This is a genomic window from Streptomyces sp. NPDC001858 (genome assembly GCF_053594615.1).
The window spans coordinates 76,082-100,398 of record NZ_JBSFEV010000005.1 but is presented as its reverse complement, the minus strand read 5'-3'; the positions used below and the strand labels follow the sequence as shown (position 1 = coordinate 100,398).

28 protein-coding genes are annotated in these 24,317 nt (G+C 70.8%); 5 read left to right on the top strand and 23 right to left on the bottom strand.

Annotated features, from left to right (window positions below):
• Nucleotides 1-95: 95 nt before the first annotated feature.
• The 7 genes from ACWCPF_RS09140 to ACWCPF_RS09110 all read right to left on the bottom strand — a co-directional run bounded on the left by ACWCPF_RS09140 (nt 96) and on the right by ACWCPF_RS09110 (nt 8,003).
• A complete protein-coding gene (locus ACWCPF_RS09140) occupies nt 96-1,583 on the bottom strand; it encodes an AI-2E family transporter (RefSeq protein ID WP_451044335.1) in 1,488 nt (495 codons plus the stop codon).
• Between the two features lie 143 nt (nt 1,584-1,726).
• Nucleotides 1,727-2,440: an aggregation-promoting factor C-terminal-like domain-containing protein gene (locus tag ACWCPF_RS09135; RefSeq protein ID WP_451044334.1), complete on the bottom strand. Its 714-nt coding sequence runs from the start codon at nt 2,438-2,440 to the stop codon at nt 1,727-1,729.
• Between the two features lie 90 nt (nt 2,441-2,530).
• The gene (locus ACWCPF_RS09130) at nt 2,531-3,205 is read right to left on the bottom strand and encodes an aggregation-promoting factor C-terminal-like domain-containing protein (RefSeq protein ID WP_451044333.1); all 675 of its coding nucleotides are present in this window, start codon (nt 3,203-3,205) and stop codon (nt 2,531-2,533) included.
• A 419-nt stretch (nt 3,206-3,624) separates the two neighbouring features.
• On the bottom strand, nt 3,625-4,950 hold the full coding sequence (locus tag ACWCPF_RS09125) for a PhoH family protein (RefSeq protein ID WP_451044332.1): 1,326 nt from the start codon (nt 4,948-4,950) through the stop codon (nt 3,625-3,627).
• A gap of 314 nt (nt 4,951-5,264) precedes the next feature.
• Entirely contained in the window at nt 5,265-6,038 is a 774-nt protein-coding gene (locus ACWCPF_RS09120; RefSeq protein WP_451044331.1) for an isoprenyl transferase, read from the bottom strand.
• Nucleotides 6,039-6,586: 548 nt separating this feature from the next.
• The gene (locus tag ACWCPF_RS09115) at nt 6,587-7,357 is read right to left on the bottom strand and encodes a methyltransferase domain-containing protein (protein WP_451044330.1); all 771 of its coding nucleotides are present in this window, start codon (nt 7,355-7,357) and stop codon (nt 6,587-6,589) included.
• A gap of 76 nt (nt 7,358-7,433) precedes the next feature.
• Nucleotides 7,434-8,003: a dihydrofolate reductase family protein gene (locus tag ACWCPF_RS09110; RefSeq protein WP_451044329.1), complete on the bottom strand. Its 570-nt coding sequence runs from the start codon at nt 8,001-8,003 to the stop codon at nt 7,434-7,436.
• A gap of 72 nt (nt 8,004-8,075) precedes the next feature.
• Here ACWCPF_RS09110 and ACWCPF_RS09105 point away from each other — a divergent pair, with 72 nt between their 5' ends.
• Entirely contained in the window at nt 8,076-8,453 is a 378-nt protein-coding gene (locus tag ACWCPF_RS09105; RefSeq protein WP_451044328.1) for a DUF192 domain-containing protein, read from the top strand.
• Here the strand turns inward: ACWCPF_RS09105 and ACWCPF_RS09100 are convergent.
• From ACWCPF_RS09100 to ACWCPF_RS09030, 15 genes are all read right to left on the bottom strand, one after another.
• Nucleotides 8,428-9,042 carry an OmpA family protein gene (locus ACWCPF_RS09100; protein WP_451044327.1) on the bottom strand — a complete coding sequence of 205 codons (615 nt, stop codon included), beginning with the start codon at nt 9,040-9,042 and terminating at the stop codon, nt 8,428-8,430. The genes ACWCPF_RS09105 and ACWCPF_RS09100 overlap by 26 nt on opposite strands.
• Nucleotides 9,043-9,049: 7 nt before the next feature.
• Nucleotides 9,050-9,631, bottom strand: coding sequence for a hypothetical protein (locus ACWCPF_RS09095; RefSeq protein WP_451044326.1), 582 nt, complete (start codon nt 9,629-9,631; stop codon nt 9,050-9,052).
• Nucleotides 9,632-9,666: 35 nt separating this feature from the next.
• Complete coding sequence (locus tag ACWCPF_RS09090; RefSeq protein ID WP_451044575.1) at nt 9,667-10,317, bottom strand: pilus assembly protein TadG-related protein; 651 nt, start codon at nt 10,315-10,317, stop codon at nt 9,667-9,669.
• Nucleotides 10,314-10,547 carry a Flp family type IVb pilin gene (locus tag ACWCPF_RS09085; RefSeq protein WP_451044325.1) on the bottom strand — a complete coding sequence of 78 codons (234 nt, stop codon included), beginning with the start codon at nt 10,545-10,547 and terminating at the stop codon, nt 10,314-10,316. Before ACWCPF_RS09085 ends, ACWCPF_RS09090 begins: the two co-directional genes overlap by 4 nt.
• 108 nt (nt 10,548-10,655) lie before the next feature.
• On the bottom strand, nt 10,656-11,429 hold the full coding sequence (locus ACWCPF_RS09080; RefSeq protein WP_451044324.1) for a response regulator: 774 nt from the start codon (nt 11,427-11,429) through the stop codon (nt 10,656-10,658).
• Nucleotides 11,429-12,781 carry a sensor histidine kinase gene (locus ACWCPF_RS09075; RefSeq protein ID WP_451044323.1) on the bottom strand — a complete coding sequence of 451 codons (1,353 nt, stop codon included), beginning with the start codon at nt 12,779-12,781 and terminating at the stop codon, nt 11,429-11,431. The genes ACWCPF_RS09080 and ACWCPF_RS09075 overlap by 1 nt, the downstream gene beginning before the upstream one ends.
• Nucleotides 12,782-12,807: 26 nt before the next feature.
• Nucleotides 12,808-13,695 (bottom strand): DUF5936 domain-containing protein, encoded by an 888-nt coding sequence (locus tag ACWCPF_RS09070; RefSeq protein WP_451044322.1) that lies wholly within the window; start codon nt 13,693-13,695, stop codon nt 12,808-12,810.
• 32 nt (nt 13,696-13,727) lie between these two features.
• The gene (locus ACWCPF_RS09065; RefSeq protein ID WP_451044574.1) at nt 13,728-14,672 is read right to left on the bottom strand and encodes a type II secretion system F family protein; all 945 of its coding nucleotides are present in this window, start codon (nt 14,670-14,672) and stop codon (nt 13,728-13,730) included.
• Between the two features lie 5 nt (nt 14,673-14,677).
• Nucleotides 14,678-16,015 carry a CpaF family protein gene (locus ACWCPF_RS09060; RefSeq protein ID WP_451044321.1) on the bottom strand — a complete coding sequence of 446 codons (1,338 nt, stop codon included), beginning with the start codon at nt 16,013-16,015 and terminating at the stop codon, nt 14,678-14,680.
• 14 nt (nt 16,016-16,029) lie between these two features.
• Nucleotides 16,030-16,395 (bottom strand): TadE/TadG family type IV pilus assembly protein, encoded by a 366-nt coding sequence (locus ACWCPF_RS09055; protein WP_451044320.1) that lies wholly within the window; start codon nt 16,393-16,395, stop codon nt 16,030-16,032.
• Nucleotide 16,396: 1 nt separating this feature from the next.
• Nucleotides 16,397-16,780 carry a TadE/TadG family type IV pilus assembly protein gene (locus ACWCPF_RS09050; protein ID WP_451044319.1) on the bottom strand — a complete coding sequence of 128 codons (384 nt, stop codon included), beginning with the start codon at nt 16,778-16,780 and terminating at the stop codon, nt 16,397-16,399.
• A 4-nt stretch (nt 16,781-16,784) separates the two neighbouring features.
• Complete coding sequence (locus ACWCPF_RS09045) at nt 16,785-18,041, bottom strand: AAA family ATPase (protein ID WP_451044318.1); 1,257 nt, start codon at nt 18,039-18,041, stop codon at nt 16,785-16,787.
• A gap of 13 nt (nt 18,042-18,054) precedes the next feature.
• A complete protein-coding gene (gene cpaB, locus ACWCPF_RS09040; RefSeq protein ID WP_451044317.1) occupies nt 18,055-18,762 on the bottom strand; it encodes a Flp pilus assembly protein CpaB in 708 nt (235 codons plus the stop codon).
• 87 nt (nt 18,763-18,849) lie between these two features.
• A complete protein-coding gene (locus ACWCPF_RS09035; protein ID WP_451044316.1) occupies nt 18,850-19,764 on the bottom strand; it encodes a hypothetical protein in 915 nt (304 codons plus the stop codon).
• 287 nt (nt 19,765-20,051) lie between these two features.
• Nucleotides 20,052-20,570 carry an ATP-binding protein gene (locus ACWCPF_RS09030; protein WP_451044315.1) on the bottom strand — a complete coding sequence of 173 codons (519 nt, stop codon included), beginning with the start codon at nt 20,568-20,570 and terminating at the stop codon, nt 20,052-20,054.
• Nucleotides 20,571-20,812: 242 nt separating this feature from the next.
• On the opposite strand from ACWCPF_RS09030, the gene ACWCPF_RS09025 reads away from it, so the two are divergent.
• Entirely contained in the window at nt 20,813-21,664 is an 852-nt protein-coding gene (locus tag ACWCPF_RS09025; protein WP_451044314.1) for a helix-turn-helix domain-containing protein, read from the top strand.
• 14 nt (nt 21,665-21,678) lie between these two features.
• Nucleotides 21,679-21,870, top strand: coding sequence for a hypothetical protein (locus ACWCPF_RS09020; protein ID WP_451044313.1), 192 nt, complete (start codon nt 21,679-21,681; stop codon nt 21,868-21,870).
• A 4-nt stretch (nt 21,871-21,874) separates the two neighbouring features.
• On the opposite strand, the gene ACWCPF_RS09015 is transcribed toward ACWCPF_RS09020, so the two are convergent.
• Entirely contained in the window at nt 21,875-22,285 is a 411-nt protein-coding gene (locus ACWCPF_RS09015) for a hypothetical protein (RefSeq protein WP_451044312.1), read from the bottom strand.
• Between the two features lie 132 nt (nt 22,286-22,417).
• Between ACWCPF_RS09015 and ACWCPF_RS09010 the strand changes: the two genes are divergently transcribed.
• A complete protein-coding gene (locus tag ACWCPF_RS09010; protein WP_351910039.1) occupies nt 22,418-22,927 on the top strand; it encodes a SigE family RNA polymerase sigma factor in 510 nt (169 codons plus the stop codon).
• A 127-nt stretch (nt 22,928-23,054) separates the two neighbouring features.
• Entirely contained in the window at nt 23,055-24,305 is a 1,251-nt protein-coding gene (locus ACWCPF_RS09005) for a hypothetical protein (RefSeq protein ID WP_451044311.1), read from the top strand.
• Nucleotides 24,306-24,317 lie beyond the last annotated feature (12 nt).

The window sequence follows — 24,317 nt, the reverse complement described above, 5'->3', positions numbered from 1 at the left end:
ATTCCAGCGGGGGATTTCCGAGCTGCCCTCAGCTGACCTTCGGCTGACGGAAGTTGAGCGCTCAGCAGCCTTTCGGGGAATTCAATGTGCTTTGTTCAGTGCTCATTTGACGTGTCGTCCGCGGGCGGCGCATCCGTCGGAGTGGCCCGGGTCGTCGGAGCGGGACGGGTCGCCGGGGTTGCCCAGGTCGTCGGAGCGGCCCTCACCGGCGCCACGTCCGAGGCGGTGGCTCCCCTGGGGCGCGGCGCGTGCCGCAGGGCCTGTTCGCGGGAGTAGGCGTGCAGATAGCCCACCACGGTGTTCGTGACGGCCACCAGGGGCACGGCGACGATCGCGCCGCCGATGCCCGCCACCATGCCGCCCGCGGCGACCGACAGGACCACCGCCAGCGGGTGGACGCGTACCGCGCGGCCGAGGATGAACGGCTGGAGGATGTGGCCCTCGATCTGCTGGACGGCCAGCACGACCGCCAGGGTCATCACGGCGGTGAACACGCCCTGGGTGACGAGCGCGACGACGACCGCGAGCGCCCCGGAGGCGACGGCGCCGACGAGCGGGATGAAGGAGAACAGGAAGATGAAGACGGCGAGCGGGACGGCCATCGGCACGTCGAGGAAGTAGATGCCGAGGCCGATGAAGATCGCGTCGATCAACGCGACTATCACCGTGCCGCGCACATACGCGGTGAGCGTCGCCCAGGCCCGTGGGCCCGCGCCCGACACGCCCGGCCGGGCCGCGGCCGGGACCAGCTTGAGCGACCACTCCCAGATGCGCTTGCCGTCGTAGAGCAGGAAGAGGGTCGAGAAGAACGCCAGGAGGATGCCGGTCAGCGCCTCGACGACGACGGTGACGCCCTCCAGGCCGGCCGAGGTGATCGAGTCGGTGTTGTCGCCGATCGCGTCGCGCAGGTTCTCGGCGATGCCGTTGATCTGCTTGTCGGTGACGTGGAAGGGGCTGTTCAGCAGCCAGCGGCGCAGGTCGTCGATGCCGTCCTGGACCTGGTCGGAGAGGTCGTCGATGTTCGCCATGACCTGCCAGGTGACGAACCAGCCCATCAGGCCGATGACGACGAACCCGAAGATCGCCGTCAGCGCGGTGGCGGCCCCGCCGGGGACGCCGACCCGCTTGAGCCGGGCCACCATCGGTTCGAGGAGCGCGGTGAGGAGCAGGGCGACCACGAAGGCCATGACGACCAGTTGGACCGCGCTGATGACCTTGATCAGGATCCAGACGGTCCCGGCGAGCACCAGCAGCCGCCAGCCCGCCTCGGCCGCGACCCGGACGCCCCAGGGCACCACTTGCGCGGGATCGGGACGCGGGGCCCGCGGCGGGGGATCGTCCAGGAACTCCTCGGCGGTCGCCACGGAGCCGGCGTACGTCACGGCGGCCCCGGACGTCGCCGGCTTCGACGTCGCATGCGGATCAGGGCGCGGATCCGGCGTCGGATCCCGCGCCGGGTTCAGCGGCGGATTCAGTTCGGCGGAGGTCTCCCGCTCCACCTCCGCACGCCGCTCGTCGAGCCGCTCGCCCATCTCGCTCAGCCTGGTGCCGAGCCGGCCCAGCCACCCTGGCACTCGCGACATGATCCGACCTCTTCCCCCGTCTCTCCCCACCACTCCCCCTGGAGTCGTCGGTCACGGCCGTACCGACCGTACATGGCGATGGCCCCTCCCCCTAGGACGGGGAGGGGCTGCGCAGGGTTGAGAAATTCCGCGAAGTCAGCGGCTCAGTAGGAGCCGTTGGCCTGCCAGAAGGCCCAGGCGTCACAGGGACTGCCGTAGCGGTCGTTCATGTAGTTGAGGCCCCATTTGATCTGGGTGGCCGGATTGGTCCGCCAGTCGGCGCCCGCGGACGACATCTTCGAGCCGGGATAGGCCTGGACGAGGCCGTAGGCGCCGGAGGAGGGGTTGACGGCCTGGTAGTTCCAGGTGGACTCGTGGTCCACGATGTTGCTGAAGCACTGGAACTGACCGCTCGGGATGATCTGCCGGGCGATGGCCTTGACCTCGGCGACCGTGTACGACGCCTGCTGGGGGAAGCTTCCGGAGGCGGAGGTCGACTCGACGTCGTTCTCGGCCGCCTTGGCGGCGTCCTTGGCGGCCTTGTCCGCCTTCGCCTTGTCCGCGGCTGCCTGGGCGGCCTTCTGCTTGGCCACCGCGTTCTGGGCCGCCTGCTTGCGGGCCGACTCCTCCGCCGACTTCCTGGCGGTGGTGTCGGCGGCGATGGCCTGGACGTCTGCCTGGTGCGTCAGCGTGGCGGACTGCACCTGGGCCTGTTGGCCTACGGGTAAGTCCGCCAGGAGGGTGGATTCGCTCGCTGCCGCCTCGGCGTCGTCGAGAGGCTGCGCGGCGCCGCCCGAGGCGACGCCCACGACGGCGCCGACGGCGGTGACAGCGGTAGCCGAGGCAACGGCGAATCCCCGGGCCGATATCGGGCTCACACGGATTCCTTCTGCTGGTCGTCAGGTCTGCTGGTCGTCAGGTGTGCTGATCGGCAGAGAAAGGGAGCGTACGGCCGTCGGCCGTACGGCCTAGTACCAGTGGTTGGCCTGCCAGAACGACCATGCCTCGCACGGGCTGCCGTAGCGGCTGTCCATGTAGTTGAGGCCCCACTTGATCTGGGTGGCCGGGTTGGTCCGCCAGTCCGAGCCGGCCGACGCGTACTTGCCCGCGGGCAGCGCCTGGAAGAGGCCGTAGGCGCCGGAGGAGGGGTTGACGGCCTGCGGGTTCCAGCTGGACTCGTGGTCCACGATGTTGCTGAAGCACTGGAACTGACCGCTCGGCACCATCGCCGCCGCCATCGCCTTGAGCTGCGCGGTGGTGTAGGAGCTCTGGATCGGGAAGTCGCCCGCGCTGCGGCTGGCCTTGGCCTTGGCCTCGGCGCGGTCCTTGGCCGCCTGCTCGGCGGCCTTCTTCTTCGCGACGGCCGTCTTGGCGGCGGCCTTGCGAGCCGATTCCTCGGCGACCTTCTTCGCGCCCTCGTCCGCGGCGATGGCCTGAACGTTGGCCTGCTGCGCGAGGGACGCCGTCTGCACCTGGGCCTGCTGGCCCGCGGGTATGTCAGCGAGGAGCGTCGAGTCGCCTGCCGTCGCTTCTGCGTCGTTGGGCTGCGCGACACTGCCCGAGGCAACGCCGACGACGCTTCCGACAGCGGTGACCGCCGTGGCCGAGGCCACTGCGAATCCCCGGACCGAGATCCGGCTCACACGGTTTCCTTCCAGCAGCGCCCGCTTCGGTGACCGTGGCGGACGCAATCGTGCCCCTGGCGCTGGTCTCCGAACTACGGGGTCACAGGAGACGCGGGCCCGGTGGACGACTCCCGGAAAGGGATCGCCCGTGATGCGCGGGCGGCATACGACGGTCGGTATGGAGTTTGAGGTGATGCTCAAGTGGCGCTGTGCTGTTGCGGATACAGCTGTGTCGCATGCGGGGCCTGACAGGACTGAGACTCTGCCGTAACCAAACCGCGCAAGGCAATTCCGAGTTACGTGTGAAAGCTCACACCTGTCGGGACCCCGGGTATTTCGCGAAACCCCCACACACGCCGACGCCGCCCGACTAGGCTCACAGCCTTTGTCGGACGGCGCCAACACACACCCGATCCCCGTCAATTGGGGCAGGGTATTCAGATCTGCCCGTCCTCCAGCATTTCGGTCACAAGCGCCGCGATCTGGGACCTCTCGGACCGGTTCAGAGTGACGTGCGCGAAGAGCGGATGCCCCTTCAGTTTCTCGACGACGGCGACCACTCCGTCATAACGCCCGACCCGCAGATTGTCCCTTTGTGCCACATCGTGGGTCAGTACGACCCGGGAATTCGCCCCGATCCGGGACAGAACGGTGAGCAGCACATTCCGTTCGAGCGACTGCGCCTCGTCGACGATCACGAAGGCGTCGTGGAGGGAACGGCCCCGGATGTGGGTCAGGGGCAGGACCTCCAGCATCCCGCGCGCGGTGACCTCCTCGATGACCTCGCGGCTGGTGACCGCGGACAGCGTGTCGAAGACCGCCTGCGCCCAGGGGCCCATCTTGTCGGCCTCGGAACCGGGCAGATAGCCCAGCTCCTGTCCGCCCACCGCGTACAGCGGCCGGAAGACCATCACCTTCTGGTGCTGGCGGCGCTCCAGGACCGCCTCCAGACCCGCGCAGAGCGCGAGCGCGGACTTGCCGGTGCCGGCCCGGCCGCCCATCGACAGGATCCCGACGTCCGGGTCGAGCAGCAGATCGAGGGCGATGCGCTGCTCGGCGCTGCGGCCCTTGATGCCGAACGCCTCCCGGTCGCCCCGCACCAGGCGGACGTTGCCGTCGGCGGTGACCCGGCCGAGAGCCTTGCCGCGCTCCGACTGGATGGTCAGACCGGTGTGCACGGGCAGGTCGGCGGCCTCGGGCACATGGATGCGCCCCTCCTCGAAGAGGATGTCCACCTGTTCACCGGACAGGATCAGTTCGGACATCCCGGTCCAGCCGGAGGAGCCCGTGATGGCGAGCTCGGCGCGGTACTCCTCGGCGAGGAGACCGACCGAGGACGCCTTGATCCTGAGCGGAAGGTCCTTCGACACGACGGTGACGTCGAATCCCTCGGCCTGCAGATTGCGGGCGACCGCGAGGATGCGGGAGTCGTTGTCCCCCAGGCGGTAGCCGGACGGCAGGACGCTGGGGTCCGAGTGGTTGAGCTCGACACGGATGGTCCCGCCCAGTTCGCCGATCGGAATGGGGGCGTCCAGGCGACCGAACTTCACCCGGTAGTCGTCGAGCAGGCGCAGCGCCTGCCGGGCGAAGTAGCCGAGTTCCGGATGGTGCCTCTTGGCCTCCAGTTCCGTGACCACCACGATGGGAAGCACGACTTCGTGCTCCTCGAAGCGGGTCATGGCGTTCGGGTCGGCCAGCAGGACGCTGGTGTCGAGAACATAGGTGCGCCGGTCTGGCATACGGCGCTTTGTGCTGGTCACCACGGAAGGACGTACCCCCTCGGATGAGGTCGGGGAGCGACGGAGTGGAGCTGGACCGGTTCCCGGCCCGCTTGCACGGGCCGGGAACCGGCCCCCCGCTGCTTGTTCCGTGCCGTGACCGCACGGTCGGGCTGGTGCAAAGGGCCTCCCGGGCGGACGGCCCCGTGCCGCCCGCTGAGATCCGACACCCGTGGTTCGGGCGTCGACCTGCTTGGCTTATGCCCTCGAACATGCGCTGCCATGCCAGGGCATATGACGGCGCCCCGGTGAACTCCTTGTTACTTCCGCCCCAAGGGGGGTGACGCGAGGGTGGCGCCTCAGCCGCCGTAACGGCGGTGGCGGGCCGCGTAGTCGCGCAGGGCGCGCAGGAAGTCGACCTTGCGGAAGGCCGGCCAGAAGACCTCGCAGAAGTAGTACTCCGCATGGGCCGTCTGCCACAGCATGAATCCGGACAGCCGCTGCTCGCCGCTGGTGCGGATCACCAGGTCGGGGTCGGGCTGGTCGCCGGTGTAGAGGTGGCGGCCGATCAGATCGACGCTGACGGACTCGGCGAGGTCCTCGATCGAGGTGCCCTTGTCGGCCGCGTCCACGATCATCGAGCGCACGGCGTCGGCGATCTCCTGGCGGCCGCCGTAGCCGATGGCGACGTTGACCAGTATCCCGCCGACATGGGCGGTGGACTCCTCGGCCTCCTTCAGCGCGGTCTGCACATGGGAGGGGAGGATGTCGGGGTTGCCGACGTGGTGGACCCGCCAGCGGCCGTCTGCGGCGAGGGTGCGCACGACGTCCTCGATGATGCCGAGGAGCGGGACGAGTTCTTCCTTGGCGCGGTCGAGGTTGTCCGTCGACAGCAGCCAGAGGGTGACGACCTCGACGTCCGTCTCGCTGCACCAGCCGAGGAACTCCTCGATCTTGTCGGCGCCGGCCCGGTGGCCGTGCTCCGTGGTGGAACCCGCGGCCTTCGCCCAGCGTCGGTTGCCGTCCATGATGACGCCGATGTGCTTGGGCACCTGAGCGTGGTCCAGGTGACCTTCCACCCGGCGTGCGTACAGCCTGACCAGAAGGCCGCGCAGCTTGTCGCGCAGGTTCACGTGTTTGTCAGCCCCTCCGTACGGTGCGGTCCCCGCGGGCGCAGCCTACCCCGCAGGGCTCGGAGCGGTCACACGCAAGCCGACGGCGGTGCGGGGGGGGTGCGGGGGTACGGGGACAAAAAACGGGCCGGTCCGTGGGGGGGAGACGGACCGGCCCGAGGGGGGGTTTCCACCATAACCCTTCGTAAGTGATGCTGCGCGCATCGGCGCACCACAACTACTCTCCGGAGTCGCCCGGCGACGCGCCGGTGGCCGTTTCGGGCGTGGTTCATGGGTGGTTCATGGCCGGAACACAGCGGATTCCCAGGGGAATACACCCGTTTGCCGAGGGATGCTGAGGTTTTGGAGCGACTTGAGCCCGGGTAGGCCACTTGTCCATCCGTCCCTCCGACGGGCTAACGCGCCCGCGAACGCCCGCTTGACGCGAACGCCCGCGTTTCGGGGTCGTCCCGGCGCCCGGGACGGCGGGGGGGGGCGGTTCCTGGCCAATTCCCCGACAGCGCTCCCCGGGCGGCCCACGGACGGCCTCCGGACGGCTCAGGGGCGGCTCACGGACGGCGCGCCTCGACGAGGTGGCGGGTGCTGTGCGCGACGAAGGGGCCGTCGGCCTCGATCCGCTCGTGCAGGGCGCGCAGTCGGGGCCGGTAGGCCGTCACTGTGAAACCGGGCACCATCCACACCACCTTGCGCAGGAAGTACACGACGGCGGCGATGTCGTGGAACTCGACGCGGAGCCGTTCCGCGCGCAGGTCCACGATCTCCAGCCCGGCCCGCTCGGCGTCGGCGCGCTCGCGGTCGGGGTGACGTGCGCTGTGCTCCGCCGCCGGCTGCGGACCGAGGAAGTACTCGACGAGTTCGAAGACGCTGCGGGGGCCGACGTGCTGGGCGAAGTACGTCCCGCCCGGCCCCAGGACGCGGGCGATCTCGCCCCAGAGCGGCCGGACCGGATGTCTGCTGCTCACCAGGTCGAAGACGGCGTCCGCGAACGGCAGCGGGGCGTCGTCGGGGCACGCGACGACCGCGATGCCGCGCGGGCGGAGCAGGGCGGTGGCCTTGGCGACGTTCGCCGGCCAGCCCTCCGTGGCGACGGTGAGGACGGGCGCCTCGGGGGCGGCGCGGCCGAGGGCGAAGTCCAGGACCTCCCCTCCCCCGGTCTGCACGTCGAGCGCGGCGCTCGCGCCCGCCAGCCGCCCGGCCAGCGACGCCGCGTACCGCCAGGAGGGTCGCGCCTCGGTGGCCCGCCCCTCGAACCAGGAGAAGTCCCACCCCTCGGTGGGCACGGCCCCGCCCTCCGCGAGGAGGCTCTCGAAGACGTCCATACGGCGATCGTGGCACCGCAGGCGCGGCGGCCGCCGCTGATTTTCGCGATGCGCCGACCCACACGCAAGCCCTGTCCTACTCGGGGCGCTCGTAGTGCAGCCCCACGACCCCGTTGCCGAAGGTGTGGGACTCGGCGAGGTGCAGCGCGGTGGTGGCGGGGTCGGCCATCCGGGCGAACAGGGGGGTGCCGGCGCCGACGAGCACCGGGTGGACGTAGACGCGGAGTTCGTCGACCAGGTCCTGGCGCAGGAAGGCCGCGGCGAGTTCGGCGCCGCCGAGGCCGAGGTCGCCGCCGATCTGCTCCTTGAGGGCGTGCACCTGCGCCGGGACGACGTCCCGGACGATCGTCGTGTTCCCGTCCACGTGGTCCAGCGTCCGCGAGTAGACGAACTTCGGTTTCTCGCGCCAGATGGCGGCGAAGTCGGCCACCGCGGCGGGGGCGGCCGGGTCGGCGTCGGCGGTCGGCCAGAAGTCGGCCATGAGGTCGTAGGTGGTCCGGCCGAGGAGCATGGCGCCCAGGTCCCGGATCCGATCGTTGACGTAGCTGTGCACCTCGTCGTCGACCCGATGCCAGGAGATGTCGTGGCCCGGGCCCTCGATATAGCCGTCCAGGGACATCGACATCATCAGGACGATCTTCCCCATACGACAGCCACCCTTCGTGTCCCCGGCTCGCTACCGTGCAGAGGCTAACGACGCGACCGAGGGGAGACGGGGATGGCGCGCTGGCGGGACGGGCGAGGCGAACTCATCGTGGGCGGCGGTGCCGGGCCGCGGATTCCGCTGGAGGTCGCCGCCTCCTACCGGGCCCGCACCAAGGGCCTGCTCGGGCGGGACTCCATGGCCGGGGCGATGCTGCTGACGCCGGCCGGCAGTGTGCACACGTTCCGGATGCGCATGCCGATCGACGTCGCGTATCTCGACCGGCACCTGACGGTCATCGCCGTGCGCACCATGCGGCCGGGGCGGCTGGGGTTGCCCCGGCTGCGGTCCCGGCATGTGCTGGAGGCCGCGGCGGGGGCCATGGCGCAGTGGGGGGTGCGGGCGGGGGTGCGGGTCGAGGTCCGGGTCAGCTCACCGTCCGCGGGAACGTGACCTCCACCCGGCGGTTCTTCTTGCGGCCGGCCTCGGTCGAGTTGTCGGAGATGGGGTACTGCTCGCCGTAGCCGCGCACCTCGAAGGTGATGTTCGGGTTGTTCAGCTCACCGGCGAGCTCGGCCTGCACGGCGTCCGCCCGCTGCTTCGACAGAACGTCGCCGTGGGCGGAGGAGCCCAGGTCGTCCGTGAACCCGAAGACGCGGACCAGGGTGGTGTTCTGCTTCTTGATCTCCGCCGCGATCGTGCCGATCCGGGCCTTCGCCGCCGCGCCCAGACTCGCGCTGTCCTTGCCGAAGAGGACCTCGGCCTGGAGGGCGAACGTGACGTCGGCGTTGGTGTCCTCGCGGCGCTCGTCACCGGTCTCGTCCTCGACGACCTGCTTGATGTCCAGCACCTTGGGTTCGGCCAGGGTGCCGCCCTCGGGGAGCTTGAGATCGGGGTCGTTGGGGTCCACCTCGACGGGGGCGGTGGCGGTGGGCTCGGTGCCGGGGGGCACGCTGGGGGCGGTGTCGGCGTGCGCGGCGGGAACCGTACCGACGATCACCAGGGTGGCCGTGGCCACGGCCAGAGCAAGACGTGGGGTCATGACCGCCTCACCCGGAGATCTTGATGACCCCGCTGGGGAACAGCGGGAGTTGGAAGGTGACGTCCGTGGAACTGGCGGGCGGGGCCGGGAACTGGAGGAAGACGTCGATGGATTCACCGGCCTTGAGGGTGGAGAACCCGGTCGTGGTCAACGGCCGTCCTTCCGTGTCGCGCAGGACGTAGTACCGCTTCTTGCTCTTGGAATCGACGAGGGTGGCTCCGCCGAGGGATCGTCCGTTGTTGATGATCTCGGTCTCGTTACCGCTGAGTGCGGAGGGGATCGTGACCATCGTGCCGCTGTCGTTCTTCAGAGCGGCGTTCACGGTGACGAAGCCGCCGGAGTCCCGAACGGCAGAAAGGACCTGGAGCAGCAGCCCGCTCGGGCCCTTCAGCTCGGCCAACGGCTCATCGGGCTGCTCTTCCTGCGTGTTCGGCTGCGAGCCACTGGTCTTGGAGGACGATGCCGTGGACTGCGGCTTCTTGTCGTCGCCGCCACCGCCACCGCAGGCGGTCGAGCCGAGGGCCAGCCCGGCTGCGACTGCCAGCGCGACCGTCGCCCTGCGGGCCTTCGCAGTGAACCGCATGCTCATCGCTCTGCCTCCTTCTTCACTCGTCGTTCGCTCGTTCAGTCGGCCAGGTGGACGGAGAAGAGATCCTCGGGCCGGGGCAGCTCCCCGAGGTCCGCCGGGTCCAGATCCCATATCCCCCCGTCCTTGCAGGTGAGCCTCGGCAGCACGTCGTCCTCGGCGTCCGGAGTCGGGGTCGGGTCCGGAGTCGGGGTCGGGGCCGGGTCCGGAGTCGGGGTCGGGTCCGGCAGCTTGAACGTGCACAGGGACTCGATCACGGCTGTGGCGGAAGCATGGGCCCGGGTGGTGCTCGTGATGGGGATTACGGAATCCCCCGCCGACTTGTTCGTCTGGACGTCGACGCTGAAGCGAAGGCCGTCCGGGTGGCAGGCGTCCACGCTGGCGTCGTTCTGCGCGGCGAGATCATTGGCGCGCCAGCACGGGTCGTCGGTCGCTCCGATGCCGTCGAAGATGTCCTGCCACTTCGTCGGGTCGCTGACGACCAGGGCCCACAGGTCCGCCAGCTGGTCCCGCGTCTCCTGGGCCGCCGCCAGTGCCGCCGCGTCGGCGGCGGTCTGGGCTCCGTTGCGGTTCACCGCGGCCTGGCCGACCGCGAAGTACGCGAACGCGAGAAAGAGCAGGCCCGCCACCACCGTGATGTAGATGGGGAAAGCCTGCCCTGCATCTCTGTACCGAGCAGATCGGATCAGGGAGCGACCTTGCCGATCTGGGTGGTCAGCTTGTCGACGATCGTCTGGCCCAGGTTTGTGTTCGCGATCAGTACCACGATCGCCACCACCACCGCGATGATGCCCAGGTACTCGACCGCGGTCTGTCCCTTGTCGTCGGTGCGGCGGCGGGCCGCCCGCACCGTGGTGTTCGTCCAGCCGCTCACCCGGACCTTGGCCGCGACGGCGGTCTTCAGCAGCAGGTCGCTCATGGCGTTCCCCTCCGTTCGTGGCGTGAGGGGCACCGTACGACGGGGGCGGCGGTTCGGCCGAGGGTCCCTGGGCCCAATTCCGGGCCCAGGGAGGGGTTCGACGCGGCGTCATGACGTCACCGCCGTTCCCAGCCACTTGGCCGCCGCCTCGGAGCGGCTGCTGCTGTGCAGCTTGGCGAAGATGCGATTGATGTGGTTCTTGACGGTCTTCTCGCTGATGAAGCAGGCGGCGGCGATCTGCTGGTTGTTCATGCCCGATGCGATGAAGTCCATGATCTCCGCCTCCCGCACGCTGAGTTGGAACCCCGCCCTCTGTACAGGTGTCAACTGTCTCACAGGCGATTGCAACTGCGAAAGCGGTTCTGTAGATGTCCCAGGAAATAGGGTAGTTGCGTCCGGTTCTGCGTGTGCATTCGCATCGGACCGGAGGTGTGCGAGGACCGCCGTCGCCGCCGTCGGGGTGAAGTGGGCGCGGCCCGAGGTGGCGTCGCGGATCGCCGAGGCGAGTTCCTCCACGGTGAACTCGCCGTGGACCAGATAGCCGCCGGCGCCGCCGCGCAGGGCCGCCCGGACGATCTCGGCCTCGTGGCTGTACGTCAGCATCACGACCCGGGCGATCCGCGCCAGGTGGGGAAGCGCGGCGAGGCCGTCGACGCCCGGCATGCGGACGTCCAGGAGCACGACGTCGGGGCGGTGGACGCGGGTGGCCTCGTAGGCCGCTCGGCCGTCCGCCGCTTCCGCGACGACCGTGATGTCGTCCCGGCCGGAGAGGAGGGCGGTCAGGCCCGCGCGGACGACCGGGTTGTCGTCGGCGACCACCACCCGCACGGGGGCCGGCCTGGGGGGTGGGGGGAAGAGCGGCTGCACGGCGCCGTCCGGCATCAGGCGGCCTCCTCTCGGGTGAGTGCGGCCAGCGGGAGTTCCAGGCGCACCTCGGTGCCCCGGGCGTCGTCGCCGTGGCCGATGTGGAGGCGGGCGCCGACGGAGGCGGCCCGCTCGGCCATGCCGACCAGGCCGAAGTGGCCGGTGCGGCGGAGTCGTTCGAGGGTGGTGTCGGGCGGGAGGCCGCAGCCGTCGTCGTGGACGCTGAGGGTGAGGAGTTCGCCGTGCACGGCCGCGCGCACCTCGACATGGGTGGGGGCCGCGTGGCGGTGGGCGTTCTCCAGGGCCTCCGAGGTGATCGTGAGGAGCTGGCGGGCGACCGCGGGCGGGACGGGGAGGGTCGTCCGGTCGCCGGAGGGGTGGTAGGTGATGGGCAGGCCGGTGCGTTGTGCGAAGTCGCCGGTGCGGGCGGCGAGTTCGGGCAGGATGTCGACGATCTGCGCGGGATCCGAATCCCGGCGCAGGTCGGTGAGGAGTTCGCGGGACTCGGCGGCGGCGCGGCGCGCAGCCCGGGCGACCAGTTCGGCGTGTTGCCGCACCCGGGCCGGGTCCATGTCGGGCGCGGCGGCCGAGCGGGCGAGGGCGTCGGCGGCGAGGGACACGCCGTGCAGGGTCTTGGCCACGGAGTCGTGCATCTCGCGGGCCAGCCGGGCGCGTTCGGCGGCGACCGCCTCGGTGACGGCCAGCCGGGCCTTGACGGTGGTCAGGGCCAGGGTGGCTGCGCCGAACCGGAGCATGAGGCCCCGCAGCGACGAGCCCATCGCGCCGGTGATGACGCACAGGCCCGGCAGCAGCAGCCGTTCGGCGAGGCTCGCGCCGGGATCGGGCACGAGGGTCGCGTGCACCAGCAGCAGGATCAGCGACTGGAGGGAGGCGAAGCAGGCGGCGCCCCGCCAGCCGTAGACGATGCCGGCGAGGAGGGGGGTGCAGACGCTGACGTACGCGAGGGTGGTCTCCGGGCCCGCCGAGATCAGCAGCAGGGTGCCGAAGGCGGTGTCCACGACCAGGAGCGCGGGGTGGCGCAGCAGGAGGGGGCCGAAGCGTTCCCAGTCCCGGAAGAGGACGTAGGAGCCCATGAAGGTGACGACCACGGCGGCGCCCACCAGGCGGACGCCCAGTCCCGGGGCCGCGTTCACCAGGGCGGGCGGGGCGGCGACGGCGATCATGGCCAGGCGGAAGCCGAAGACCTGACGGCACATCGCCTGCAGGGCGTTGACCTGGAGCGGTATGGGCGTGGCGGGCCCCTGCGCGCGGCCGAGCCGGCCCGGCAGCCGCACACGCCACCTCAGCGCTCCGCCGCGGCCCGCCGCGCCCGCCGCGCCCGGTGTCGTCATGGTCGTCATCGTCGTCATGGCCGTCATCCCGCTCGCCCGCCTGCCTACTCGCCCGTGATCGAGCTGAAGTCCGTACCGGAGCCGAGCAGCATCCCCGCGCCGAGGAGGAGCATCGTCGCCGGGACCATGAACGTGGTGATCATCAGCGTGGCCTTGGGGACCGCTCGGGCCGCCTTGCGGCGGGCGTTCTGCGCGTCCGTGCGGCGCATGTCCTTGGCGATCGCGACGAGCGTGTCGACGATCGGCGCGCCGAGCTCCTCGCCCTGCTGGAGCGCGGTGACGAACATGGCGACCTGCTCGGAGTCGTTGCGGCGGCGCAGTTCCTGGAAGGCCTCGCGGCGGCTCACGCCGAGGTCCATCTGGCGGAGCGTGATGCGGATCTCGTCCGCCCACGGGCCCTCGTACTTGGAGGCGACCCGGTCGAGGGCCTGCCGGAAGCCGAGGCCGGCGCTGACGACCACGGCGAGGACGTCGAGGAAGTCGGGCAGGGTCCGTTCGATGGCGTCCTTGCGGATCCGGATCGCGGACCAGATGCCGACCTCGGACCAGAACAGGCCGAAGCCGAGCATGAGCAGGGCGACGAAGTAGCTGCCCTGGAGCAGGGCGGCCAGCGCGCCGAACGCGCCGATCGCTCCGTAGACGGCACGCCGGGCGGCGTAGCGGTCGATCGTCAGGCCGCCGGGGTTGCCCGCGAGGTCGATCCTGCGGCGGTACCGGGTGACCTGCTTGGGGCCCATCAGGCGCAGGACGGCGGGTGCGTAGCGCATGCCCATCCGGTCGACGACCGAGCCGACCGCGCCGGTGCGGGTCGAGCCGACCTCCAGGGCCAGTTGGAGGTCGCTGGGCAGTTTCACGTCGGCCCGGTACATGCGGATGCCGGCGAACATGCCCCAGACGCTGAGCCCCACGGCCAGTGCGAGCAGGTACTCCATCCCGTCCCTCTCCTCCCGGTTCCTCTGGTTGCTCAGACGTCGATGCGGGACATGCGGCGGATGAGGACGAAGCCGACCGCGTAGAGGCCGAACGCGATGATCACGCAGGCCTGGCCGACGGGCGAGCCCGTCATCCGGTCCAGCGTGCCGCTCTCGACGCTGTTCATGAGGAACAACGCCCCGACCCCCAGGCCGGGCACCGCGTACGAGGTCAGATTCACCTGCGACAGCTGGGTGCGCACTTCGCGCCGGGTCTCCTTGCGTTCCTCCAGCGTCTCCGTCAGGTTCCGCAGGGCCCCGACGACCTGGCCGCCGGCCCGGTTGGAGAGGACCAACGTGGTGACGAGGACGACGAGTTCGCGGGAGGGGAGGCGGTCGGCGAGTTCGCCCAGGGCGTCGTCCATGGAGTGGCCGACCGCCAACTGGTTGGCGACCTTGGCCAGTTCCTCGCCCGCCGGGGCCTCCAGCTCCTCCGCCGCCATCCCTATGGCGGTGCGCAGCGCCAGGCCCGCGTGGGTGGCGTTGGCCAGGATGCGGGCCAGTTCGGGGAGTTGGTTGATGAACCGCTCGATGCGTTTCTGGCGCTGCCAGTTGAGGAACTGCCAGGCCGCCCAGACGCCCAGCAGGCCGGCGATGGGGCCGAAGAACGGGGCGAGGACGGCCTGGCCGATCAGCCACAGGCCGGCCACCGTCGCGAGCATGTAGGCGAGGAACTCGCCGGGCGTCACGTCCAGGCCGGTCGCCGCGAGCTTCAGTTCCAGGGTGCGGCCCGATTTCGTGCGGCGCAGCCGGCGGTCCAGGCCGCGGAAGCGGCGTCGGCGGCCGGTGTCGGGGAGCCGGCCGGTGTAGGAGAGGCGTTCGACGAGTTCGGCGCGCTGGGCGCGGCCCTTGGCGTAGGCGTGCAGGCCGGCGACGGCCAGGGTGCAGGTCAGGACGGTCACGCCGGTGGTGAGGGTGGTCAGGGTGTCGAGGTCCATCGGCGTCACCGGGCTTCCCGTGTCGTCAGTTCGTGTGCCCCGCGCGCCACCCCGAACGCCTGCGGGATCGGCTGGCTCGCCATGTACAGGCGGTCCGCGGTGCGGCGCGGGAGGGGGAAGTACTCGAAGTCGCCGTGGATACGGCCGTCGGCGGTCATCGGGCGGGCGTTGAAGCGGGCGATCGTGGCCAGCCGGTACGGCTCTCCGCCGTGGCTGTCGAGCAGGGCTATCTCGGTGACGCGGCGGGCGCCGTCGGCGAACCGGGTGAGCTGGACGACGACGTCCACCGCGCTGTTGATCTGGTCGTGCAGGGCGACGAAGGGGATCTCGACGTCGGACATCGAGGCGAGGGTCTGCAGCCGCATCAGGGCGTCCTCGGCGCTGTTGGCGTGGACGGTGGCCAGGGAGCCGTCGTGGCCCGTGGACATCGCCTGGAGCATGTCGAGCGATTCGCCGCCGCGGACCTCGCCGACCACGATCCGGTCGGGGCGCATCCGCAGCGAGTTGCGGACCAGGTCGCGGATGGTGATGCGGCCGTTGCCCTCCACGTTCGGCGGGCGGGACTCCAGGCGGATCACATGGGCCTGCTGGAGCTGGAGTTCCGCCGAGTCCTCGATGGTGATGATGCGTTCGCCCTCCGGGATCAGCCCGGAGAGCGCGTTCAGCAGGGTCGTCTTGCCGGTGCCGGTCGCGCCGGAGACGATCACGTTGAACTTCGCCTGCACCAGGCCCGCCAGCAGGTACAGCATCTGCTCGTCGAGCGAGCCGAAGCCGACCAGCTCGTGGAGGGTGTAGGAGCGCGGGAAGCGGCGGATGGTGAGGATGGGGCCGGTCAACGACAGCGGGGGAATGATCACGTTGACGCGCTCGCCCGACGGGAGCCGGGCGTCGACCATCGGGTTGGTCTCGTCCACCCGCCGGTTGACGGTCGAGACGATGCGTTCGATCGTCTGCATCAGCTGGTCGTTCGACGCGAAGCGCAGGGGGAGCTGCTCGACCCGGCCGCCGCGCTCGACGAAGATCGAGTCCGGGCCGTTCACCATGATCTCGGTGATCGAGGCGTCTTCGAGCAGCGGTTCCAGGATGCCCAGGCCCAGTGCCTCGTCGACGACCCGGCGGATCAGCTGGGCGCGTTCCGTCGTCGACAGCACCGGGCCCTCGCGGCTGATGATGTGCCCCAGCACCCGTTCCAGCCGGGCCCGGCGCTCGGCCGCCGCCAGCGAGCTCATCTCGGCGAGGTCGATCTCCTCCAGCAGCTTGGTCCGGTAGGAGGAGACCAGATGGCCGTCCTCGCTCCGGCCGCCGTTCTCCTCGGGGGAGGTGATGCGTGCCCGCAGACTCATGCCCGTGCCGCCTTTCAGTGGTCCACCGGCATGACGGCCGTCTTGCTGGCCGTGCCGAAGTCGATGCCGGGAATGACGGACGGGATGGAGACGGTGGAGGTGACCCGGACCTCGTCGCCCGAATACGCGGGCGTGCAGCCCGCGTCCAGCCAGCCGCTGACGGCGTTCGCGCAGTCCGTGGCGTAGTCCTCGCGCAGCGAGGCGCTGCGCGCGCCGGTGCGGGCCGCCGTGCCGGCCTGCTGCGCCGCGTAGGCGATCAGGCCGAGCTGGACGGCGGCCAGCGCGACCAGCAGGAGCAGCGGGAGGAAGCCCAGGTACTCCAGGGCTGCCTGACCCCGGTCACGGGGGCGCCCGGGGCGCGTCCGGCGTCCGTCGGCCATCTCAGTCGCCGTCCTCTTCCTCGACGGCGCCGGCGTGGCCGTGCACCGGGAACGGGAAGTCGATCAGGCCGGGGAACAGGACGGGCACGTGGAGGGTGACGTCGGCCGTGACATAGCCGGTGCCGCCGCAGTTCACCTCGGCGTTCCCCTTCCACGCGCTCCCCAGCTTGTCCAGGCCCGCCTGTTGGCACGCGGCCTGCCGCTCCCCCGGGTGCGCCGCCGTGCCGGCCCGCACCGCCTCGTCGGCAGCATTCCCCGCGAGCGTGAACGTGTACCCCACAAGGACGAACTGCCACACCACCACCAGGGTGATGATGATCAGCGGTGTCATGCCGAGGAACTCGATGGTGACCTGGCCCCGGTCGCGCCCCCACCGTCTGCTCATGGCGTCACTCCTTCCGCCGCCGGAACCCGACCGGGCTCCGGTCCGCGGCGCGCGCCCGGCTGCCGCCCCGGCGCACCAGCGCGGTCTCCGGGGCCTTGACGAGCTCCAGCTCCGCCGCGAGCGCCCACAGGGCCTGGCGGACGGCGCCCTTGCCGTCGAGGGCGTGGACCCGGCCGGCGTCGACCGCGGCCTGGAGTTCCCGGAAGTTGGCGGGGACCGTGGTCGCGGCGATGGCCGTGCCGGTGATCTTCTGGATGAGCGGCGGCTGGATCTCGGTGCCGCGGGTGTGCCGGTTGACGACGACGGTCGTCTCCTCGGCCTTGCGGATCTGCAGCCGGTCCCACATGCGGACGGTGCGTTTGGCGCCGCGGACGGCGACCACGTCGGGGGTGGTGACGAGCAGCGCGCGATCGGCGAGTTCGACGGCGGCCGCGCCCGCGCCGCTGAGCTGGGCGCCGCAGTCGACGACGACGACCTCGTAGCGGGAGCGCAGGGCGGAGAGGATCTGGCGGGCGGCGCGGTCGGTGACCTCCTCGCCGCGTTCGCCCTCGGCGGGGGCGAGCAGCAGGGCCACTCCGGTGTCGTGGCGGAAGACGGCCTCGGCGAGGATGCGGGGCGAGAGGTCGGCGATGGCGGCGAGGTCGACGACCGAGCGGCGGAACTGGACGTCCAGGTAGGAGGCGATGTCGCCGGCCTGGAGGTCGAGGTCGACGAGGGCGGTGGGGCGGCCGGACGCCTGGGCGGCCAGGGCGAGCTGAACGGCGGTGAGGGTCGCGCCGACGCCGCCCTTCGCGCCGCTGACGGTGACGACCGTGCCGCCGACGCCGGTGAACACATCGCCGCCGTGGCCGAGATGGCGTCGGACGCCGACCGACCACTGGGCGACGGCCTGGACGCGATTGGCGAGATCCTCGTAGCTCAGCGGCAGGGTGACCAGGCCGCGGGCGCCGGAGTCCATGGCGGCGGCGAACAGGCCGGGGCCGACGTCCGTGGTGACGAGGATGACGCCGACCGCGGGGAAGCGCAGGGCGACCTCGCGGACCAGCTCCAACGCCGGTACAGGGCCGATGCGTTCGTGGACGACGACGACCTCGGGGAGTTCGTCGACCGACTCGGCGGCGAGCCGGGCGAGAGTGTCCACGAGCTGGGTGGAGTCGGAGACGGGGGCGACAGGTTCGGCGTCCGGGAGCTGGCTGAGCAGGGTGGTGAGGGAACGGACCGCGTCCGCGTCGCCGACGGCCGGGAGGATCCTCGTGGGCATGGGCGGCGGCCTCTCACTTGTCCGTGGCGAGTTCGTACGTACGGTCCTGGTCGGGGACCGGGGTGTCGCCGCCGGGTGCGACGAGGGCGAGGCGGACCCGCTTGGCGAACGACTCCGCGTAGGTGATGCGCTGGGCGTCGAGCGTGGACAGCGCGAAGGTGATGGGGACCGCGTCGGTCACCGACCGGCCGCGGTCGTTCGCGTCCGGTTCGAGGGCGGTCAGCTCGCCGACGTCGAGGACCCGGGCGTTCGTCACGATGATCTTCGACTGGTCGGGGTCGGACTCGCGGGCGCCCTCGAACGTGGCGTAGACGTTGACCGACGACCCCGGGGTGATCTTGCCGGCGACGCCGGTGGCCGCGTCGATCATGATGGCGACCTCCTGCTGGCCCGGCTGGAGCGCGGGCTGGTCGACGAGCATGTCGCTCTGCAGCAGGGAGCCCTTCTTGAGCGTCGTCACCGCGATCTTGCCGCTGATGGCGGCGAGGTCGGTGACGGCGTTCTCGGACAGCCAGCGCTCCGGCATCTCGATCTTCTTGAACTGGCCCGCGCTCAGGGCGGTGTAGGGCGCCACGTCGGAGCGCAGCTCGTACGCGGTGACCTCGGGGCCGACCTTGGACTTCACGTCGTCGATGACGGAGAGGACGCCGGCGAACGCGCCGAGGGCGCATACGACCGACAGAAGCAGAAGGATCACGCCGCGGCGCTGACGGGAGTTCATGAGCCGGTGCAACCTCGTTGGGGGTCGGGTCGAGCGGACGGAACGGGGGCCTGGGACGGGGTATTCGGGACGGACTGCTTGGGCGGTTCAGTCGCCCGCGGTGAGCGCGCGGGCGGATCGGGTGGATCCGTCGGATCCGATGGATCGGGCGGATCGGGCGGATCGAGCGGTGAGTTCGGAGGTGGGCGGCGGGGTGGCGGAGCAGAAGACGCAGCGGTCGCCGATGACGTCGATGCCGCACCAGTGGCAGACGCTCTGCCGGACCGAGGTGACCAGTTGGTAGAGGACCGAGAGGTCGGGCAGGTAGGCGCAGAACTCGATCGCCTTGCCGGTGCCCCACCAGTCGGCGGACTCGGCGGGCAGTGCCGTCTCGCGCAGCCCCTGGACCTTCCAGGCGGGGGCGAGTGCGTCGGTCACCCAGTCGGACTGGAGCTGCCCGCGGGCCACGAGCAGCCAGGTGCCGAACTCCGGTCCGGGCAGCACGGTTTCGGGAGTCGCCCGGACCAACTGCGGCTGCGGGTGGGCGAGCACGCCGAACTGGGCGCCCGGGACCCAGGACCGGGCATGCGACTTCAGCCCGACGACGGGAACGCGGTCGAGGCGCGCGACCGAGCCGAGGAGCGCGCCCGCGTGGAGGTAGTGGGTGAGCAGCCGGCCCGCGGAGGCGAGAACGCCGGGCCCGAGGTCGCAGGAGGCCAGCTGCCGCAACTGGCGGGCGAGGACGGCGACTCCCAGCGGCGGGAGGTCGGGGCGGAACAGCGCGATGCGGTCGCTCTCCAGGAGGGCGCGGACGGTGTGCAGTCGCTGCTCCACGGCGGTGGGCGCGGCGCGCGAGTACAGGACGATCAGATGCCCGTACTGATCGAGGAGCGTCTGGACGGCGGCGACGGACCGGTCCAGCGGCTGCTGGTCGAGGTCGGCGAGGACGGCGGCGGGCAGGGTGCGTTCGTCCTGCGGCGGCAGCGCGAGGTCTGCTCCGGTCACGGCAATGGCTGTTGGCACGCGCAGCTCCCCGATTCCCGCGGTCCGGCCCGCCGGAGTTACTCCGGTGGACCGGGGTGACTTCATTGCGTGACTACCTCAGCACTGTATCCACGCCCCTGTGGCCGGAGAACAGCTTTCCGTAGCCGGTAAGCAACTGTTCTTCGCGCAACTCACAGCAAAACGGGGCAGGTTACGCACACCGACCCTCCACAAACGGACCCCTTGACAACCGGATTGGTCTGGACCAGGCACCCGTGGAGGACTGGACCCATGCCGCCCACGCCCGGCTCACCCTTCACGCTCGGTCAAGCGCCGGTCATCGTCAGGGGGTACGGAGCCTCCGCCCCGTACCCCCTCGCGCCGTCCCTGGGCAGCCGTGCCCACATCCGCGTCCCGCCGCCGGGTTCGTGAGCCTCGCCGAAGCCCCAGCTGCCCTCGCAGGCGCGACAGACGCACGCGAGGAGGCGGAGGGCCGCGCGGCGGCGGGTGTCACAGGTTGCGACGAGGTGGGGTTGCGTGTGGCGGGGGTGGCTGTCGTAGGCGATCACTCGGAGGGTGTCGGCTCGATAGCGGAGGGAGAGGTAGAAGTTCGGCGTCTCCGTGAACTGGGCTGCCACCGCCGTGAGTTCGCCGACCGCCTGGAGCGCCGGGTCCAGCATGTCGTCCAGGCCGTGCGCCTTGAGAAGTTCGCGTGTGGTCGCCCTCGCGAGGGCGGGGCTCGCCAGGGCGGCGGGAAGCGTGAGGCTGTAGGCGAGCGTCTCGGGGACGGGCGGGGTGAAGTCCGCGGGGTAGGCGGGGGCGAGGGGACAGCGAGAGAGGGGCATGGGGGCTCCTTGCCGTTCGTCGTCACGGTCGTCGTGCGGGTGCGCAGTCGGTGGCTCGTCTCCCTGGCGCGAACCCGACCCCTCCCAGGGAAGGAGCGTGCGGGCAGGATCGCGCGGTGCACTGCCGACTGCCGTGTGTAGCTTGTGCACTACTGAAGGTAAGGCATCGGGGGTTATGTTGCCCTAGCTTCGGGAGAACATAGGCACCGATAGGGTGACTCTGACTTCGAGAAGGGAACGGCATGGCCGCGAGGACGGCTCCGACCGAGCGTCAGAAGAGGCTCGGGGCGGAGGTGCGGAGGTTGCGTACCGCTGCGGACATGACCGGCGAGTACGCGGCGGGGCTGCTCGGCGTGGACCGCGGCAAGATCTCGAACATCGAGTCGGGCACCCGAGCCATCAGCGCCGAACGACTGCGCACCCTGGCCTGCAACTGCGACTGTGACGACGAGGCGTACATCGACGCCCTGGTCGAGCTGGCCCAACCGACCTCACGAGGCTGGTGGGAAAGGTACCGGGGCAGTCTTCCCGCCGGATTCCTTGATATCGCCGAACTGGAACACCACGCCGTACGGATCCGCAGCCTGCACCTGATCCACATGCCCGGGCTCCTCCAGTCCAGCGACCACGCCCAGGCCGTCTTCAAAGTCGCGCTCCCGCCACTGCCGGAGCACGAGGTAGCCCTGCGGCTCGCTCACCGGCTGGAGCGGCAGCGGATTCTGGAGGGCGACGCGCCCACCGAATACGTCGGGATAGTGCACGAGGCGGCCCTGCGCATGCAGTTCGGGGGGCGCGAGGTCGCGCGCGGTCAGTTGGAGCACTTGCTCGCCGCGTCGCGGCGCCCCCATGTGACGCTGCGCGTCATTCCGTTCGACGCGGGCTCGTTCCCCGGTGCCGGACAGACCGTGGTCTATCTGGAGGGGCCCGTGGCCCGGCTGGACACCGTTCAGATCGACAGTGCGCACGGACCGGAATTCCTGTACCAGGAAGCTCAGTTGACCAAGTACCGAGCACACCTGAACTGGATGGAGGAACGCGCGCTCTCCGCCGAGCAGTCGTACGCGTTCATCCAGGACATCGCCAGCCACCTCTGAGGGGACGAACGATCATGGCCGACATCACGTGGGAAGAACCGTTCTGCGCCGAGGGATCGGCCTGCTTCCGCCTCGGTACCGACCCTGACGGCAACGCCTACATCGCCATAGCCGGCGCCGAGGACTCCTACCTCACCGACTCTCGCGACGCGCTCCGCACGATGATCCTCGACATCAAGGCGGGGAAGGCCGACCACCTGCTGTGATTCGTCACCCCGCCGGCCGGTAGTACCCCAGCACCCAGGCCAGTTGGGCGAACCAGCCCTGCAGTCGCTCTCGTGGCTTCGCCGTGACCACGCACTCGTAGACCCTGCCGTCCACGTGCACCACGGCGACCATGAGGGCCTTGCCGTTCGGGGCGGCCTTGTAGTGCACGCTGCGGATCTCGTCCCAGGGGAAGTCGACGGTGATGTCGTACATCTCGAAGCCGACGCCCGAGGCGTCGACGACGACCGAGTTGTGCTTGTCGACCGCCAGGAACTCCGGGCCGGGCTGCGGCGGGCCCGGCTGCGGGGCGTACTGGGGCGGGGGCGGGCCGAAGCCCGGCGGGATCGGCGCGGGCGGCGTGGTCGACGGCGGGGTCGACGGAAGCGGCGGGGTCGGCGGCGGCTGGTCTGTCACAGCCGCAACCTACCCGGCGGCCCCTGTGCGGCCGCTTTCGGTCCCCTGGAAGCCGACCCTGAAACATTCCGCGCCCCCCGGCGCATTAGTGAGGTGAGGACAGCACGGCAACCGACGCAGGGGGGAACACTCATGAGGCAGGTCCGCGCGGACGAGTACGCCGAGTTCGCGGCGGCGCGCACCGGGCACCTCTACCGGTCGGCGTGTCTGCTCACCGCCGGGGACACGCACCTCGCCGAGGATCTGGTTCAGGAGACCCTCGGCAGGCTGTACGTCCGCTGGGGCCGGGTGTCCCGGGTCGAGAACCCGGCCGGATACGCGCAGACCGTGCTCACCCGGACCTTCCTCGCGCACCAGCGCCGGCGCAGCAGCCGCGAGCGGGCCGTCGACACGTTCCCGGACGTGGCCGACGGCGGCGGCACCGACACGCCGTTGAGAATGACGCTGCTCCAGGCCCTCGGGCGGCTGCCCGCCAAGGACCGGGCCGTCGTGGTCCTGCGGTACTGGGAGGACCGCTCGATCGAGGAGACCGCGGGCGCGATGAACGCGAGCTCGGCGGCCGTGCGGACGCGGTGCACGCGAGCCCTCGGACGGCTGCGGGAACTGCTCGGCGAGGACATCGGCGAATACGCCCGCCCCTGAGCCTCCCGTACCGCCTCCGGTTCTTCTCGCCTTCACGCTCCCTCGCCCTGGCGCTCCCTCGCCTTGGCGCTCGCTCGCCTTCGCCCGTCACTCCCTTCGACCCATCTTGCGGAAACGGTGGTCCACCATGCCCGTCGACCAGCACAGCGATCCCTTCGAGGACCGTCTCTCCGCCGCCCTGCACGACGTCGGCGGCGCCTTCGACTCCCCCCGTACCGAACTCGCCACCGCCGGCCAACGGCGCGGGCGTCGGCTTCAGTTGCAGCGGATCGTCGGCAGCGCGGCGGGCCTCGCCCTCGTGGGCGTGAGCGGGGCGCTGTTGGCACCGTGGGGCGGCGGCACCCCGGAGCCGTCCTCCGTCGCCGCGTCCGGCAGCCGCAGCCCCGCAGAACCGGGGTACTCCGCCGACGAAGTCTTCCGCACGCTCCAGAAGCTGCTCCCCGAGGGGAAGTTCACCAAGACGGAGGCGCGCGGCACGCACGAGGACCGGCCGCCGCTCGCCTTGGGCGTGTTCGACGACGGGAAGGGCGACGCGGCCATTTCGGTGGGCCTGGACCAGATCCCCGCGGACGCGGGGAAGATCGATCCGTCCGCCATGGTGATGCCCTGCTCGGACGGTCCGGACTCGGGCCTCGACAGCTGTAAGACCGAGCTGCTGCCCGACGGGTCCGCGATCACCGTCTACCAGGGCTACGAGTACCCCGACCGCCGTGAGGACACCAAGGCGTGGGGCGCGGACCTGGTCACACCGGCCGGGCAGCATGTGAGCGTCCTGGAGTGGAACGCCCCGGCCGAGAAGGGCGAGCCGGTCAGCCGTCCCGAACCGCCGCTGAGCACCGCGCAGTTGAAGACGCTCGCCGCGGCCGACGACTGGCGCCGGATCATCGCCGCCATCCCCGGCAAGAACGCCCGGCCGACCCCCGCCGCCTCGTCGAACGCCCAGGCCGATCCGGGCGTCGCGGTCCAGCGGATGATCGCCACCCTGCGCAGGACCCTCCCCGACGGGCTGAAGGTCGGTGCCACCGGCGGCCAGCCCGGGTTCGCCTACGCCGTCGTGGACGACGGCAAGGGCAAGAGCTACGTCCAGGTCAACCTCCAGTCGAACATGTCCGACGTCGCCGACCAGCTGTACGGCTCGGCCGAGACCCTTCCCGACGGCACCCGGGTCGCGACGAGTCAGAAGCCGGGCGAGAAGGGCGGCGAGGGCGTCGTGATGTGGACCGTGGACACGATGCGCAAGGACGGCAGGCGGGTGGTGATCAGCGCGTTCAACTCGGGCAGCCAGTCGACGGCCGCGACGCGTCCGGAACCCGCCCTCACCATGGCCCAGTTGCGGCAGATCGCGCTCAGCTCGCACTGGGACGTGCTCGGCGGCTGACCGCCGGCGTCC